The sequence below is a fragment of the Wenyingzhuangia sp. 2_MG-2023 genome (genome assembly GCF_030548295.1).
Classification (GTDB): Bacteria; Bacteroidota; Bacteroidia; order Flavobacteriales; family Flavobacteriaceae; genus Wenyingzhuangia.
This window is the reverse complement of record NZ_JAUOSB010000005.1, coordinates 39773-56193: the sequence shown is the minus strand read 5'-3', so window position 1 is coordinate 56193 and position 16421 is coordinate 39773. Positions and strand designations below refer to the sequence as shown.

The window sequence follows — 16421 nt, the reverse complement described above, 5'->3', positions numbered from 1 at the left end:
AGTGCAACAAAAAAGACCTCTTTATGATATTTTTAAAACAAGATGAAGCATTCAAAAAATGTACTTTAGTTTTTTTATAAACAATAATAACCATATAAAATGTTTCAAAAAAGTAAGAAAAAAAGTTTTGTTTTATTTTCATTATTTATAGTGTTGGCATCTTTTTCATCATTTGCTAATCATTTAGAATTAGGACCTTTGTTTAAAGAACACATGGTTTTACAAAGGAATATTCCTATCAATATCTGGGGTACTTCTTTGCCAAATAGTTTAGTGTCGGTTAGTTTAAAAAATAAGTCTATTCAGGTTAAGGCAGATGCAACGGGTAGTTGGAAAGCTGTTTTACCAAAGTTTAAAGCTGGAGGACCTTATGAGTTTAGTGTGAAAACGAATAATGAATCTATTATTTTTAAAGATGTAATGGTTGGAGAAGTGTGGATTTGTGCAGGGCAATCTAACATGGTGTGGCCCCATAAAAATATTCCAGAAATACATCAACTAGCTCAACAATCAAAAAAATTACGCACTTTTGAAGTTCCTAAAACTGTTGCTTTTGAGAAACAAAACAATATCAAAGAAGGTTCTTGGTCTCTAGAAAATCCTTCTAGCGCAGTAGCATTTACTTTTGCTTATTTTCTACAAAAGTATGCTGATGTTCCAGTAGGAATTGTTTTAACAGCTTGGGGAAGTTCATCATTAGAAGGATGGATGCCTATAGAGTTAACAGAAGAGTTACCACATTTTAAATCTATCATGGATACTTTTAAACACGATGAAGATAAAATCAAGAGAATCAAAACCATTGTAAGCTCTAAAAAAACAAGAGTAAGAAATGATGATATTTTTTTACGCACTCAACCAAATATTATTTACAATGCAATGATGCATCCTTTAGAAACATTTTCATGCCGAGGTATGGTTTGGTATCAAGGTGAGTCAAATACCAAAACCAAAAAAGATATGTTGCAATATGGTGAGTCGTTTCCTTTATGGATTGAGTATTTAAGAAAACAATGGAATCAAAAAGAATTTACAGCTATTGTTATTGCGTTACCAGGTTATGCTGGTGGAAAAAATAAAAATAAGTTGAACTATGCTGAAAGCCCTACTGAAGATTCATGGGCTTGGATGCGTGAATCTCAATATTCTTTTGAAAACATGAAAAATACCCATGTTGTGACTACTATTGATTTAGGAGAAAAACTTCAGATACATCCTAAAGACAAACTTCCTGTAGGAAAAAGGGTAGCATTGTTAGCAGAGAAAATAACATTGGATAAAGAAGGATTGGTAGAAGGACCTATTTTTAAAAAGCACATTATTAAAAATAATGAAATTGTAGTGTTTTTTAAGAATTCTAAAGGATTAAAAACAAATAATGGAGCTTCTCCAAAAGGTTTTTGGATTTATGGTAATGACAAAAAATGGCATAAAGCAGAGGCTAGAATAAAAGGACGTAAAGTTATTTTAAAAGCAGAAGGTGTTCGTAACCCAACACAGGTAAGGTATGCATTTTCGGCAAAACCAATAGTGAATTTGGCTAATAAAGAAGGTTTGCCAACAAGACCTTTTAGAACTGATGAATTTTTAGATTAAAAATAATTTATTAAAGTTGATTTTTAAATAAAAAAGAAGATACGCAACATTTTAAACCATAGTATGCTACAGTAATACACCTACTGAGACCATTCTTTACTATAATTTAGATTTCATATTAACAGTAATATTAACTTTAAAATGTGTAAATATGAAAAAAAAGACTACTTTAATGAGGATTGTATCATTTGTAACGGTGTTGTCACTAACAGGACATTCTGCAAATGCACAAACACCAATTGCATATTATAAATTTGACAACAATCTAAATGATGAAACCACCAATTGGAATTTAGTACAGAAAATAGGTTTCTCAGCTACGCTTACATATGAAGAAGGATTTGATGGAACAACAAATGGTGCTGTTTCTGGATTTGATACAGCAGATTATTTAGAAACAACAAGTAACTTTTCTATCTCAGGAAACCAGTCTAGAACAATGACAGTTTGGATTAAAACTTCAGCCGAAGCTACTCAAGTTGTTGCAGGTTTAGGTAGTTCAGCAACAGCAGCAAGATGGACTTTTGGAGGATTCTATAAAAATAATACGCCCAGGCTAGAGGTGCATGGTAGAGGGTTTTCAGGTACTACAATATTAAATGACGGTACTTGGCATCATCTTGCTGCAGTTTATGATAATACCAGTGGTACTGCAACAATGTATGTTGATGGTGTTTTTGAAAAATCAGTAGATTGGTCTGCAACAGCTTTAAATACAACTTCGGCTCCTTTAAGAGTTGGAAATGATTATAATGGTGTAACTCCTAATAGAAACTTTGAAGGAGCCATGGATGAGTTACGTATATATGACACTGCATTAACAAGTACACAGATTGTTAGTGTTTATACAACAACTTTAAGCACTAACAATATAACACCAACTACATTTAGCACTTATCCTAATCCTGTTGTAGATAAATTATTCTTTACAGGCAAAGATGTAGAAAGTGTTGATGTTTATAATAGCGTTGGTACTTTAGTGGCTTCTCATAAAGTTACAACGTATGTAGATATGCATAGTTTTTCACAAGGTATTTATTTTATAACTTTTAAAAATAGTAAAGGAAAGGATATAAAAACCACAAAATCTATCAAGCTATAAAAGTTGATGACCCTAATAATTTTTTCCTCATATTTTGAAGCTTAATCAAATTATGAGGATATATAAATACTACTGATTTAATCACAATGACTAGAATAAAAAAAAATATACTAAAAGTAATGTGTTTAATCTCTTTTTGGAGTTATTCTCAATCTGACATAATTACTATAAATCCAGAAGATATAAAGCAAGAGGTTGTTTTTGGAGGAGATAATAAACTTACTATTAAAGCTTGGGCTGAAGGAAACATACATAGTGTTTCTCAAAAGTTGTTTAAAGATATGGACTTGAAAATAATAAGAGTACCCATATTTGCTTTGCAAGATATTTCAGATGGTATCTATGATAACGTGATTGATGTGGTTAACTCCATTAAAGCTGTAAATCCAAACGTTAAAGTGTTTGCTAGTATTGCTAACGGAGATGGGTATGGTGTCAATCATCATGGAGCTTCTAAATTTCCTTCTGGATGGACGGGATGTTGTGATTATAATGTATATAAATTAAACTTAACTGCATATTCTGCTTATTTAGATAGTTTTATGCAAAGAATGACAGATGCAGGAATTACAATAGACTATTTAGGCCCCTATAATGAAGATCCAGGAGATGATTCAGATTATACTAAAATCATAAACCAAATGACTAAATTGGGTGATACTGAAATTATTGGAGGTGAAAGCTATGCATTGTCAGCAGCAATATCTATTGTGGATGACATTGAAGATAGAATTGTAATTATGGGTTCTCATTTTTATGATGATAACACTATTAATGAAGCTGATTGGGATAGTACATGGGCTACTTTGGTAGAAAAATCGGAAAATCCTGTTTGGTATACAGAAGCTACCAGATATTCTAATGGAGATAATATAAATCTTTTAATTGCGGGTTTAGATAATATTTTTGCCCCTATTAGAGGAGGAGCTGAAGCTGTTATTTTTTATCAAGTATGTAAACGATTTGTTTATGCAAACGGAAGTAAATTACCTATAAAATACAGTGGTTTTCAAAATGTAGTAAATAATACAAAGGGGAATTATATAGTTTCAAACTCTAATAATGAGAACATAAAGTTGATTGCTTTTAAAGATGGTGATAATTTAGATGTACACGTTATTAATAACAACAGTTCAGAGCATACAGTAAGGTTACAACTTTTAAACGATTATACTATTGTAGGTAATTATTCTACAAAAGAATGGACTGCCTCATCCACAGCTTTGAGTAACTCATATACCAATACAGAGACAAGTAGTGTAAATGTCACATTACCAGCAACGTCTTATACGTATTATAACTTTACACTTAATAAATCTACAGGCTTGTCTAATGAATCAATTTTAAATTCAAAAGAAACTAAAATCATCCCCAACCCTGTTACAAACGGGAACTTTAATATTGATTTTTCCAATAAGTTTCTTCCAGAAAACATCAATCTAAAATTATTTTCAATTAGTGGAGAATTGGTGTTTTCTAAAACCCAAAACTCAAGAGAAGAAATAGTTCTCGACAAAAATATACCTTCAGGAATTTACATACTTTCAATAGAGTATTCAAAAGGGAAAATATGTAAAAAACTAATCATACAATAATTTAGAATTAATACCATAAACAGAAGAGCGGGGCGTAAGAGGTTTTCAATCTGTATTCAACAACGGAACTGAAATTGATAAATACAAAAGGGAAACTAAGAGTTAATGCAATTACTTAAAAAGTATACAACCTAATTCATCAATTATTTTACTTGTAAATTATGACGATACCAAACTAAAACAAAGCAAACAACACACCATGTGCTTCTTTTTTATTGAAAAAGTAATTACAACGCTTTACTTAAAACACATTTAGGTAAAGCGTTATTCATTTGTTTTATTGGGGTGTTTGTAGGAATAAGTAACATTCTGCCCCATTAATTGAGAATTTTAAAATACTTTGATACATTAAATTCGTAGGTAAGACAGTACTATTAGGTATACTTCTATAGATAAATTATTTTAAAGTATGGGGTTTACAACATGAGGTAAATAATTCTTGTTAAAGAACTAAAAAGCATTTACAGATCCACTTAATTAAAACAAAAATGATATCCATTAAAAAATATTACATCTTGGTAATTTCGCTCTTATATTTTTTCAACTGTAAGGCTGATAAAATTCTAAAAGACCCAAAAAGGCCAAACATTATTTTTATTATGGCTGATGATTTAGGTTATGCAGATTTAGGCTGTTATGGTCAGACCAAAATAAAAACTCCAAATTTAGATAAAATGGCTGCTGAAGGTATAATTTTTACCAATCATTATGCAGGATCTACTGTGTGTATGCCATCTCGTGCTAGTTTGTTAACAGGGTATGATCAAGGTCATGCGAGTGTTAGAGGGAACCCTGTTTGGACAGAAAGTGGTAATCCTGTAAACCTCAAACGAAATGAAATAACAGTTGCTACAGAGCTTAAAAAAGTAGGTTACAAAACGGCTGTAATTGGTAAATGGGGACTTTCAGAAGGTGATACAAAAGGAAATATGCCCTCTGAACATGGTTTTGATTATTTTTTAGGGTATAAAAAACACGGTCATGCACATCATTATTATTGGGATACATTGTACAGAAATGAAGATCCATTAATGTTAAAAGAAAACAATTTTACTCTAAAACAAGGTAAATACACACATGATGTTTTTGTAAACGATGCTTTAAGTTATGTAGAAAGAGAAAAGGACAATCCGTTTTTTCTGTATTTGGCATTAACGATTCCTCATTTAGAATTAACAGTTCCCGAAGAGTCTAAAGAACCTTATTTGAAATTAGGTTGGCCAAAACGTAAAATGAATACGAAAGGACATTATAAGAATGATGAAGAAGGAAACACTACTTATGCTGGAATGATTTCTCGAATGGATAGAGATCTGGGACGCTTGTTTGATAAGTTAAAAGAATTGGGAATAGAAGACAATACACTTGTTGTTTTTACAAGTGACAATGGTCCCGAATATGAAAAAAAGGATCGTTTTTTTAACAGCAATGGAGACTTAAAAGGAGGGAAAAGAGATTTGTATGAAGGGGGAATTCGTATTCCATTTATTGTAAAATACCCAGGTAAAATTACCCCAGGTTCTAAAAGTGATCATATTTCTGCTTTTTGGGATTTTTTACCTACTGCTTGTGAATTGGTTGGTGTACAGCCAACAAACAAAGATATTAATGGAATTTCATTAGTGCCAGAATTGTTTGGGAAAGCACAACAACAACAAAAACACGATTATCTATATTGGGAGTTTAACGAACGTCAAGGACCTATTCAAGCCATTCGTAAAAACGATTGGAAATTAGTCTGGAAACTAGAAGGAGAACCTGAATTGTATAATCTTTCTACAGATATGGGAGAAACTAAAAATCTTGCTTTACAAGAGTCAAAAAAGTTAAAAGAAATGTTGACGCTTTTAAAAACAGTTAGAACAGAACATTCAGAATTTCCTTTAACAACAAGAGCTATTGCATTAAAAAAACGTGCTAATAATTAAGCTTACACTAGAATACAACATTAAATCAAAAACGAATGAAAACCCAATTACTTTATTTAATAGCGTTAATTTTTACTGTAACTAGTTTTTCTCAATCTAATTCTTGTGGTGAAATAGTTAACAACACCTTTGATGATGGGACTATTTCATCTAATGGTTGGGTAGAATATAACACTTTTGGACGGGTTACTGTAGAAACAGGAAAACTAAAATTTAATCACAATACAACAAAGCCTTCTGCTTACCATACTTTTAGCCCTGTAGCGAGTAATTCAGTTTTTTCGTTTGATGTTGCTACTTCTCGTAATTCAGTAAATTGTCAAATACATTTAATATCATCAACGGGAAAATATTTATCTAGTATAGCGGTAGGTGTTAAAACAGCTTCTATAAAGTATGCAACAACTATGTCAGCGGGAGTTCCTAGTAATTTTACATCAGGAGTATCTGGACTGAGTCTTGAAACCAACACAAATTATACAATTTCTACCAAAATTGATTTTACGTTAAAAAAAGTAAGTTTTTATATTAATGGAGAATTGATGGGAGCGGACATTCCTTTTTTAGAAAACGTTAAAGATATTGCTAAAATTGACATTCAATCTATTTATATGTATAGTAACAACGGACAATTCTATTTTGACAATTTATCTCTAGTCAAAGGTGATGAAAATCGTTTGCTTTTAACCACCGATGTTACAAATGCCGAATCATTAATTTATTCAGCAAGCATTGGCAATGAATACAATGAATATCCACAAACTGCTATTGATGTTTTTCAACAAGCAATTGACAATACAAATTTTATATTGACCAATTGCGAATCTGATTCTAATACAATAGATAGTGCTATTGCAAATCTTCATACTGCTCAAGAAGAGTTTACTGAAGCAAGAATAACAAGTTTAATTTTTTCTTTAAAAAATAATATAGGAATTATTGAGGATGAATTAGGATCTGTTATCCGTTGGGAAAATCAAATAGATGGATATGGAGATGCAACACAAAGTAATAGTTCTCTAGGAGGGGAACAATTACAAGAAACATATCCGGGAAAAGTAACTGTTGGGTTTAATAAAGAAGGTTCCTATCTAGAACTTGAGGGAACAAATACTGCTGTGTCTGATAATACTTTTAGTTTTTTTTATGTAGGAAAAGCAAATCCAACAAATAGAATAGCTTCGTTAATAGGGAATTATGATATTGATGGTGCTTGGGATAAAATTTCAGGGATAAGAATCGTAAAACTAACAGATGGTAGTGTAAAACTTCAATATGGTACTCCTGGATTAAAAATTGTAACCTTAGGTTCTATTCCTGGAGATGGCTATTTCTTTATTGGGTTCTCTATGGATGCCTCAGGAAATTATACATACTTTGATAGCAGTTCACCTATAATAAAAGAAGGAACTCTTAGTGCTGCCATTTTACAAAATAATGCAAATTTCCAATTAAATCTTTTTGATGATATTCATGGACCAAAAACGTACGATCATACAGAAGTTGTAGAATTATCTTTGTATAAAGAAACACTAACTACAATTGATTTTAAAAATGAGTTTACCAGATTATCTACAGAATACCCTGAATTAGTTAAGGGAGAGTTTTCGGTAACAGAAACATTGCCTTCTGAACGAACCAATTTGTCTGTAAACTCAAACATTACAGTTGTTTGTGACCAAGCTATAGAATCAAGTTCTGTTTTTCCAAAAATATACATTGATAAAAATGAAACTGAAGTAGCAGGAAATTGGGTTTTATCTCCCTCTAACACCCTTACTTTTACCCCTTCAGAAAACTGGCCACACAACGCATTAGTTACTGTAAAAATAGAAGAAGAACTTACTTCTACAGATGGTGTATCAATTGATACATCAAAAGGAACTACATACAATTATATAGTAGAAACGGATAAAAATTATGGTGAGTCAGAAAACATTGTTTTCACATCAATAGCTACCGTAGATTTTCCACAAGTAGGGCACACTTTAGGTTTAAAAATGAATTTACCTACTCATAGAGAGCATAAAGTGCCTGTGCATTTTTGGATACATGGTGGAGGTTGGTCTGGAGGAACAGTAGCTGCTTCAGCAGGGGATTTTTCTCCCCATGGAGAATATTTAGCCGAAAACTTAGGAATAGCAACTTTAGGGATTGGATATAGATGTTCTGGTTCTAGTGGTACTTTTACTTTAGCAATGGAAGATGTAGCAACAGCTTACCAATGGGCTTTAGACAATGCTGATACTTATAATTTTGACATGACAAAAGTGTTTTTTAGTGGAGGATCTGCAGGAACTCCTTTAGCAGCACTATCTTCACAAAGACTTGCTAATGTCATAGGGTTTATAGGATTTAACGGAATTTATGATTTTGTAAACGATGCAGGTGATTTTGGTACAGGAAATTCATATAAGCAAAATGTGCCTAGTGAAGAAGCTAATTCTCCAATTTTTCAATTAAGTAGTACTCCACCTGCAACTATTATGATGCACGGTGATGCAGATACGACCATATCATATACTCAAAGCACTCTATTTGCTGATGCTATTAATAGCCATGGTGGTAGTGCTGAAACGGTAATTTATCCTGGAGAAGTACATGCCTTTTTTAATAAAGGGAAATCTGCTTATGAAGATGTTTTGATTGAAATGGTAAATTTTATGTCTAAAACACTAACAGCTGAAGAGAGTTTAAGTGTAGAAACGCTTTATAAGAAAGGAAAATTAATAGCCTATCCAAACCCTGTGCAACAAGGAGATTTTTTGAATATTTTTTTAAATTCTAACTTTAAGAACAAAGAAGTAGAAGTTCAAATAATAAACTTATTAGGGCAAGTTGTATTAACATCAACAATGCAACCAAAGGATGAGTCTAACCAATTGTACATCAATACGAAAAATTATAAAAAGGGAGGTTACATTCTAAAATTAGTAATTAACTCTATTGCTGAAACACAAAAAATTATCATTCAATAATAAATATCAATAAAAAAAACATGAAAAAAATAGTTGTTTTTTGCATATTATGCCTTAGTTTTTTTAGTTTAAAAGCACAACAGAAAAAAATATGGAACGAAACCGAACAAGAAAAAAAAGAACGGTTAGCTTGGTGGACTAATGACCGTTTTGGAATGTTTGTGCATTGGGGAACCTATTCCTTGGCCGGAAGACATGAAAAAGTTAAGAAAAATGAGAAAATGACTGATGAAAAATATCAGAAATATTTTGACAACTTTAATCCTGATCTATACAATCCTCAAGAATGGGCAAAACTAGCCAAAGCTGCGGGAATGAAATATGCAGTAATTACCACAAAACATCATGAAGGGTTTACTTTGTTTGACTCTGAATACACCGAATACAAAGTAACCAATACTCCTTACGGTAAAGATGCGCTTAAAGAATGGGTGGAAGCTTTTAGAGCTGAAGGCCTTAAAATAGGATTTTATTATTCTATTATAGATTGGCATCATCCAGATTATACTATTGATAGAATTCACCCAAAAGCACCTAAAAATGAAAAGCAATACAAAGAGCTAAACAAAGGACGTGACATGGGAAAATACCGTAAATATTTAAAAAATCAAGTAACTGAAATTTTAACTAATTATGGAAAAGTAGACATGCTTTGGATGGACTTTTCTTTTCCTGGCAAACACGGGAAAGGTAAAGATGACTGGGATTCTGTAGCGTTGATGAAATTGATTCGCAAACTTCAGCCTGAAATTATTGTTAATGATCGTTTAGATATAGAAGAGTATGAAGGAGGATGGGACTTTACTACACCAGAACAGTTTAAAGTAAATGAATGGCCTACGTATAATGGTGAAAAAATTCCATGGGAAACTTGTCAAACCTTTAGTGGTTCTTGGGGGTATTACCGAGATGAAATGTCTTGGAAAAATAACAAACAATTGTTGGTCTTGTTAATTGAAACTGTAAGTAAAGGAGGGAATGTTTTGTTAAATGTAGGCCCAACGGGTAGAGGTGAAATTGATTACAGAGCAGAAAGTGCTTTGTTAAAAATGGGAGATTGGATGAAATACAATTCGAGATCTATCTATGGTTGTACACAAGCTCCGCAAGATTTTGAGGTTCCAGAAAACTCTTTGTTTACTTACAATGAAGAAACAAAGAGACTTTATATACATTTATTAGATTATCCTATACAAAACTTTACGTTAAAAGGAATGAAAGGAAAAATAAAATACATACAGTTCTTGCACGATGCCTCGGAAATTAAAATTACAAAACCTCATGGTTTTGGACCTGGAGCAGGTGGTGGTTTGGGAGAAAATGATATCAATTTACAATTACCCGTGGTAAAACCAAATATTGAAATTCCTGTGATAGAAATTGTTTTAAACTAACGACTATCTAGTCAAAACATAATGTGGTTTAAAACCAAATGTTAGAATAAATTAGAAAAAGGCAGGTTGTACAACCTGCCTTTTTTATGTGATATGAATACTATATTATTTTCTACATTCTTAATAATATAGAATTGTCTCAATCTCGTTAAAAGTCATAAAAAATTAGATTTTTTGGAATATATATACAGATTGTACAAAATCAAGCTGATTTTGTGTAGTGCATAGGTATAACTGCAACATTTATAACGCTAAAGTGAGAATTCTAAAAGACTCTTGTTCTGTAGTTTTGAATTACTCACAAATAAAAACCATTTTTTATGTAAAAAACGTACTTAAAACATATCATAAAAATGATTACTTCATTTTTATGACAAATAACTTAAACAACTTTTCTAAAAACTAAAATATATGAGAGTAAAAATTACCTTTATTATCACACTTTTATTTACCCTTCATTATTATGCTCAAACCGCTCCATGCGGTAGTATAATTAATGATATTTTTGATGTGTCTGGAAGTTTACCTACAGAATGGACAGAATACAATACCTCTGGTCGAGTGACTATTGATGATGGAAATCTTAAATTAGATCACAATACTTTAAAGCCTTCAGTCTATAGAACATTTACGGCAGTAACAGATAACTTTTCATATGCTTTTGATGTATCTAGTACACGTAATTATGTAAACTGTACGATGAGTTTAATTTCATCAACAGGAACACATCTTGCTAGTTTATCTTTTGGTTCAAGTGGTAAAAAGAACATAGTTTATGCAAGCAATATGGATGGTGGTGAACCTTCTGAATTTATAGGTAGTTTGATACCTGGTAATTATGCATCAAACACTGTGTATTCTATTGCTATGGATGTTGATTTTGCCAATCAACAAATAAACATGTACAATGAAGGGAATTTAATGGCGGCTAACGTTCCTTTTTTAGAAACGGCTCAAGATGTTGCAAAAATTGACATTGAATTACAATACATGTATAATAATGAAGGAAGGTTCTTTTTTGACAATATTTCCTTAATTAGTACATCTCAAAATCGCTTAGATTTCACAAAATTGGTAACTGCATCAGAAACAATATTAAGTACAGCTATTATTGGAGATGTTTACAATCAATACCCCCAATCTGCTTATGATGTTTTTGAAAGCGCAGTAAACAATGCCCAAACATTTTTAACAAATTGTGAAGCTAGTACTTCTGAAATAGATCAGTCATATTCTTACTTTATACTAGCCAAAACTACATTTGAAAACACAAGAGTTAACAATCCAGTTCTTAAGCTGTATTCTGGATTAGGTTTTTCAGGAGAAGAGCACAAAGTATATTGTGGTTACTATAACGGAGGTTTAGGAGCCTACGAAGATTGGGCTGTTTCTTTCACGTTAGAAAAAGGATACATGGCAACTTTTGCAGAAGATATCAACGGATTAGGAGTGAGTAAGGTTTATATTGCTCAGGATAATGATTTAGAAATCAATCTGCCAGAAAATTTACAAAATAAAATTTCTTTTATTCGTGTATCTCCATGGAGTAACATTCGTAAAAAAGGAATTGGAGCTAAAGGGGATGATGTAGTAGCTTCACTCAATACTTCATGGAATTATAATTGGGGAACAACAGGAGAATATATAGGGGATTCAGAATTTGTACCTAACCAATGGGGTGGTGGTTCTGTAACTAAAGCAATTAGTTTAGGAGAAAGAATGGATCTTACCCATTATATGGCTTTTAATGAACCTGATAATGAAGATCAATCTAATATGACTGTAGATAGAGCTATTGAAAAATATCCAGAATTACTAGCTTCTGGTTTAAGACTAGGATCTCCAGCAGTAACAGATGGTAGTAGAGGAGCCACATGGAGAAATGAATTTATGGCCAAGGCTGTAGAAAATGGTTTGCGTGTAGATTATATAGTTGTTCATTATTATAAAAAAACAAGTCCAACGGCTTTCTATAATTGGCTAAAAGCTATTCATGATAAATGGGGACTTCCTATTTGGATTAAAGAATTTAACTACGGAGCAACTTGGACAGCTCAACCAGCTTCTAATGAAGCAGCTTCTGATGGTCTAGAATCTTATATTAACATGTTAGATGATGCTAGTTTTGTAGAGAGATATGCTGTTTTTACATGGCAACCAGACAAACCTATCTATTCTTTAATGTCTGTGCGTAACCCTATAACCTTGAGTAGCTCAGGAAACATGTATCGTGATCATGAATCTCCTGTAGCTTATACTCAAGAAGTGTACGAGCAAGGAGAGCAACTATCTTCTGATAAAAATTCTATTGCTACGAATATTTTGATTTACCCAACAGTCATAAATGATGGTATTGTAAATATTGCTTATTCTAATGGATTTAAAAATAGTAATTTAGAGTTTGCTATATACAGTAGTACAGCTGGTCAATTGGTTCAAAAAAGCTCAGGTTTAAAAACTAAGATTGATGTGGGGACACTCTCTAGCGGAGTCTACATTATTAAAATAACAGCTGCTTCAGGCTTTTTTACTAAAAAAATCATCATTCAATAATAACAAAAATTTCACATGAAAAAATTAATTCCAATTCTACTTTTATTAATTGTAGGTTGTCAAAAAGAAGACAGTATTATTAGTATTGAAAGTTTACTCTCCGAAATGATCAATAGGGAGCAAATAGCTAATTTTCCAGATACTAATTACAGACTAAAACAAGAGAGTAGTTACAATCGTGCATCTTTAGCTCCAGAAGATAAAGAGGGATGGTTTATGAATAAAGATTTTAGCTCTAACAAAAAAGACCATAATTTTATTCGTATTGAAGAGAATAATGGACAAAAAGAATGGGTTTTGATGGATCATGAAGGTGCTGGAGCTATAGTGCGTACATGGATGCCTTTTAAAAATGCATCGACCTCTAAAACTGATATCATTATTAAATTTTATTTAGATGGCTCTAAAACTCCAGTAATAGAAGGAAATATGCTTAGGGTATTAAATGGGGATGGACTAATTCCTTTTCCTTTAGCACATAAATCATTACGTTCTGCTGTGTCTTTTTTTCCAATACCATATGCAAAAAGTTGTAAAATTACGGTTACAAAACGTCCTTTTTTCTATCAGTTTGCCTATAGAGAATATCCAGAAAATACAAAAATTAAAACTTTTACATTAGAGGATTACAAAACAGCTAAACCTGTAATTGATAAAGTTTGTAAAGTTCTTTTACATCCTGAAGTAAAAAATACCATACAAGATTCTAATGCTTCATATCATCTTGCTCCATACACAGAGAAAAAATTTGAACTTCCTAAAGGAGAGGCTGCTTTAAAAAATCTTTCTCTAAAACTAGAGAGTTATAAAGATTCAACAATTACACGTTCTGTGGTTGTTAAAATGAATTTTGATGGAAAAGAAACAGTTTGGTCTCCTATTGGTGATTTTTTTGGAACAGGCGTTGGACTACATCCTTTTGAAGGTTGGTATAGAACTGTTGCCAAAGATGGTACTTTATCTAGTAGATGGGTAATGCCTTATCAAAAAACGGGAACAATCTCTATTGTTAATTTAAGTAAAAATCCTATTGACTTTAAGATAAACACCAAAGTAGAAAATTGGAAATGGACTAAAAACTCTCTGTATTTTCATGCAGGCTTTCGTCAACAATATCCAGTTCCAACTCGTCCGTATTCAGACTGGAACTATATTACTATAAAAGGAAGAGGTGTATATGCAGGAGATGCACTTACTGTAATGAATCCGGTTGAAAGATGGTGGGGAGAAGGTGATGAAAAAATTTATGTAGATGGAGAAAAATTTCCATCTATTTTTGGAACAGGAACTGAAGATTATTATGGGTATTCTTGGGGAGGAATTAGTACCGATTTTTACGAACATCCTTTTCATGCACAACCAAGAAGTAATGTTTATGATAAGTTAAATAGGAAAACAACAAAAGAGAAAAATACGCAAGGTTATAGTACAGAAACACGTACAAGGTCTTTAGACGGAATGCCTTTTGAAAATTCTCTTAAGCTAGACATGGAGGTTTGGAGTTGGGCAGATTGTGATATGCAGTTTGCAGTAGGTATGTATTGGTATGGAGATGCAAATACGATTGCTAATGTCAAACCTGTTCCAAAAGAAGTAACGGTATTTCCAAAGTGGTAATACATATTTTCTCTATTAAACAGAAAAAAAGCTTCCTGAAAAAGGAAGCTTTTTTTGTGACCGGGCTGGGGCTCGAACCCAGGACCCTCTCCTTAAAAGGGAGATGCTCTACCAACTGAGCTACCAGGTCGTTGAGGGGTGCAAATATAAATAATTTTTATAGTTAGCAGTTTTTTTTAACAGTTTTTTTCTAAGATATTTGTGCCGTTACTCATAAACAATAGAAACGCATGAAATTAGTATTAGTAGGATATATGGGGTGTGGTAAATCTGCCATTTCAAAAGCATTGAGCAACCGTTTAGAAGTCAGTAGAATAGATTTAGATGACTATATTGAAATGAAAGAAGGAAAGCTAATTTCTCAAATTTTTAGTGATCAAGGAGAAATCTATTTTAGAAAACGTGAAATGGAGTATTTGAACGAGATTTTGACAAAAAAAGAAGATTTTATTTTGTCATTAGGAGGGGGGACACCTTGTTTTGGAAACAATATGAACTTGGTAAATGCAAATGCAACATCTGTATACTTGAATGCAAATATCCCTACTTTGGTAGAAAGATTGTTGCCAGAAAAATCAAAAAGACCCTTGATAGCAAGAATAGAAGATGCAGATTTACCTGAGTTTATCGGGAAACATCTGTTTGAAAGAAATCAATTTTATTTACAAGCCCAACTTTCTGTAGCAGTAAATGCAAAATCGGTAGATGAAATTGTTTCAGAAATACTATCTAAAATTTAATTAACATAAATAAGCACTAGATTCTGTTGGATTTGAAAAATCTACTTCAATGTGTTCTTGCATAGAAGTAGATAAAGAAATTCCTTTAAAATCAGCCTTTACAGGATATAATTTATGATTTCTGTCTACCAATACCGCAGTTCTAAAAGAAGCCAAAGGAACTTCTAAAAAATGTTTTACTCCATAAATTAATGTTTTACCAGAGTTTAGAACATCATCAATCAATACAACATTTTTATTTTCGTATTCGTTCTGTGGTATGCTCGTAGTAGTTGCTAGCAAAGGATTTTTTTTGTCTAATAAAACTTCACACAAGGTCACTTTAACATCACTTATTTGATTCAAATGTTCTTTGATGTTTTGAGAAAAAATATAACCATTTCCATTGATTCCCGCCAATACAATTTCTTCAGCATCACAGTTGCTTTCTAAAATCTGAAAAGCAATTCTTCTTGTTTTTTGCGTGATTTCTTGATGCGTTAAAATGATAGATTTATTCATGTGTATAAATGAAATTAATTTTCGTTGTCAAAAGTATTCTTTTCTTGGTATTCATCCATATCTCTACGATCTTTTTTACTAGGTCTACCGCTTCCTTTTTTTCGATAATAATCTTTGGCTAGTTTTAAAAGTTCGTTGTGTTCAAATGCTTCTTTGGGAGTAGTGTCTTTTCTATACAAATCCACCAATTTAGCACCTACACGGTTTGGCGGTATGTCCAAAACCTCTAGTTGGTAATTGATTTGGTTCTTACGAACCACAATTTTTTCACCAATATACACCTCCTTAGAAGGCTTTACGTTGGTTCCGTTAAGTTTTATGTGTCCCTTTTTACAAGCATCTGTAGCTATAGATCTAGTCTTAAACATTCTGATGGCCCATAAATATTTATCAATTCGCATTGTTATTTCTTAATGT

11 protein-coding genes and 1 tRNA gene are annotated in these 16421 nt (G+C 32.1%); 9 read left to right on the top strand and 3 right to left on the bottom strand.

What is annotated here, in order from left to right; genetic code table 11:
- Positions 1–99 precede the first annotated feature (99 nt).
- From Q4548_RS07845 to Q4548_RS07810, 8 genes are all read left to right on the top strand, one after another.
- Positions 100–1596, top strand: coding sequence for a sialate O-acetylesterase (locus tag Q4548_RS07845; RefSeq protein ID WP_303453394.1), 1497 nt, complete (start codon positions 100–102; stop codon positions 1594–1596).
- Between the two features lie 151 nt (positions 1597–1747).
- Positions 1748–2698: a LamG-like jellyroll fold domain-containing protein gene (locus Q4548_RS07840; RefSeq protein ID WP_303453391.1), complete on the top strand. Its 951-nt coding sequence runs from the start codon at positions 1748–1750 to the stop codon at positions 2696–2698.
- A gap of 86 nt (positions 2699–2784) precedes the next feature.
- Positions 2785–4293 carry a T9SS type A sorting domain-containing protein gene (locus Q4548_RS07835; RefSeq protein WP_303453389.1) on the top strand — a complete coding sequence of 503 codons (1509 nt, stop codon included), beginning with the start codon at positions 2785–2787 and terminating at the stop codon, positions 4291–4293.
- A 488-nt stretch (positions 4294–4781) separates the two neighbouring features.
- Entirely contained in the window at positions 4782–6221 is a 1440-nt protein-coding gene (locus tag Q4548_RS07830) for an arylsulfatase (RefSeq protein ID WP_303453387.1), read from the top strand.
- A 35-nt stretch (positions 6222–6256) separates the two neighbouring features.
- A complete protein-coding gene (locus tag Q4548_RS07825; protein ID WP_303453384.1) occupies positions 6257–9199 on the top strand; it encodes an alpha/beta hydrolase fold domain-containing protein in 2943 nt (980 codons plus the stop codon).
- Between the two features lie 20 nt (positions 9200–9219).
- Positions 9220–10593 (top strand): alpha-L-fucosidase, encoded by a 1374-nt coding sequence (locus tag Q4548_RS07820; protein WP_303453382.1) that lies wholly within the window; start codon positions 9220–9222, stop codon positions 10591–10593.
- A gap of 411 nt (positions 10594–11004) precedes the next feature.
- A complete protein-coding gene (locus Q4548_RS07815) occupies positions 11005–13146 on the top strand; it encodes a glycosyl hydrolase (RefSeq protein ID WP_303453380.1) in 2142 nt (713 codons plus the stop codon).
- 15 nt (positions 13147–13161) lie between these two features.
- Entirely contained in the window at positions 13162–14763 is a 1602-nt protein-coding gene (locus Q4548_RS07810) for a glycoside hydrolase family 172 protein (protein WP_303453377.1), read from the top strand.
- A gap of 57 nt (positions 14764–14820) precedes the next feature.
- Here the strand turns inward: Q4548_RS07810 and Q4548_RS07805 are convergent.
- Positions 14821–14893 (bottom strand) — tRNA-Lys (locus tag Q4548_RS07805).
- A gap of 100 nt (positions 14894–14993) precedes the next feature.
- Between Q4548_RS07805 and Q4548_RS07800 the strand changes: the two genes are divergently transcribed.
- A complete protein-coding gene (locus tag Q4548_RS07800) occupies positions 14994–15503 on the top strand; it encodes a shikimate kinase (protein WP_303453375.1) in 510 nt (169 codons plus the stop codon).
- Here the strand turns inward: Q4548_RS07800 and Q4548_RS07795 are convergent, their stop codons facing one another.
- Together Q4548_RS07795 and Q4548_RS07790 are read right to left on the bottom strand one after the other, a co-directional pair.
- Entirely contained in the window at positions 15504–16004 is a 501-nt protein-coding gene (locus Q4548_RS07795; protein WP_303453372.1) for a phosphoribosyltransferase family protein, read from the bottom strand. It lies immediately after the preceding gene.
- A gap of 14 nt (positions 16005–16018) precedes the next feature.
- On the bottom strand, positions 16019–16405 hold the full coding sequence (locus Q4548_RS07790) for an RNA-binding S4 domain-containing protein (RefSeq protein ID WP_303453370.1): 387 nt from the start codon (positions 16403–16405) through the stop codon (positions 16019–16021).
- Between the last annotated feature and the right edge of the window lie 16 nt (positions 16406–16421).

What these genes read in the sequence shown, in the direction of transcription:
- Q4548_RS07845 (WP_303453394.1), top strand. Translation starts at nt 100, where the DNA reads ATGTTTCAAAAAAGTAAGAAAAAAAGTTTTGTTTTATTTTCATTATTT.
- Q4548_RS07840 (WP_303453391.1), top strand. Translation starts at nt 1,748, where the DNA reads ATGAAAAAAAAGACTACTTTAATGAGGATTGTATCATTTGTAACGGTG.
- Q4548_RS07835 (WP_303453389.1), top strand. Translation starts at nt 2,785, where the DNA reads ATGACTAGAATAAAAAAAAATATACTAAAAGTAATGTGTTTAATCTCT.
- Q4548_RS07830 (WP_303453387.1), top strand. Translation starts at nt 4,782, where the DNA reads ATGATATCCATTAAAAAATATTACATCTTGGTAATTTCGCTCTTATAT.
- Q4548_RS07825 (WP_303453384.1), top strand. Translation starts at nt 6,257, where the DNA reads ATGAAAACCCAATTACTTTATTTAATAGCGTTAATTTTTACTGTAACT.
- Q4548_RS07820 (WP_303453382.1), top strand. Translation starts at nt 9,220, where the DNA reads ATGAAAAAAATAGTTGTTTTTTGCATATTATGCCTTAGTTTTTTTAGT.
- Q4548_RS07815 (WP_303453380.1), top strand. Translation starts at nt 11,005, where the DNA reads ATGAGAGTAAAAATTACCTTTATTATCACACTTTTATTTACCCTTCAT.
- Q4548_RS07810 (WP_303453377.1), top strand. Translation starts at nt 13,162, where the DNA reads ATGAAAAAATTAATTCCAATTCTACTTTTATTAATTGTAGGTTGTCAA.
- Q4548_RS07800 (WP_303453375.1), top strand. Translation starts at nt 14,994, where the DNA reads ATGAAATTAGTATTAGTAGGATATATGGGGTGTGGTAAATCTGCCATT.
- Q4548_RS07795 (WP_303453372.1), bottom strand. Translation starts at nt 16,004, where the DNA reads ATGAATAAATCTATCATTTTAACGCATCAAGAAATCACGCAAAAAACA.
- Q4548_RS07790 (WP_303453370.1), bottom strand. Translation starts at nt 16,405, where the DNA reads ATGCGAATTGATAAATATTTATGGGCCATCAGAATGTTTAAGACTAGA.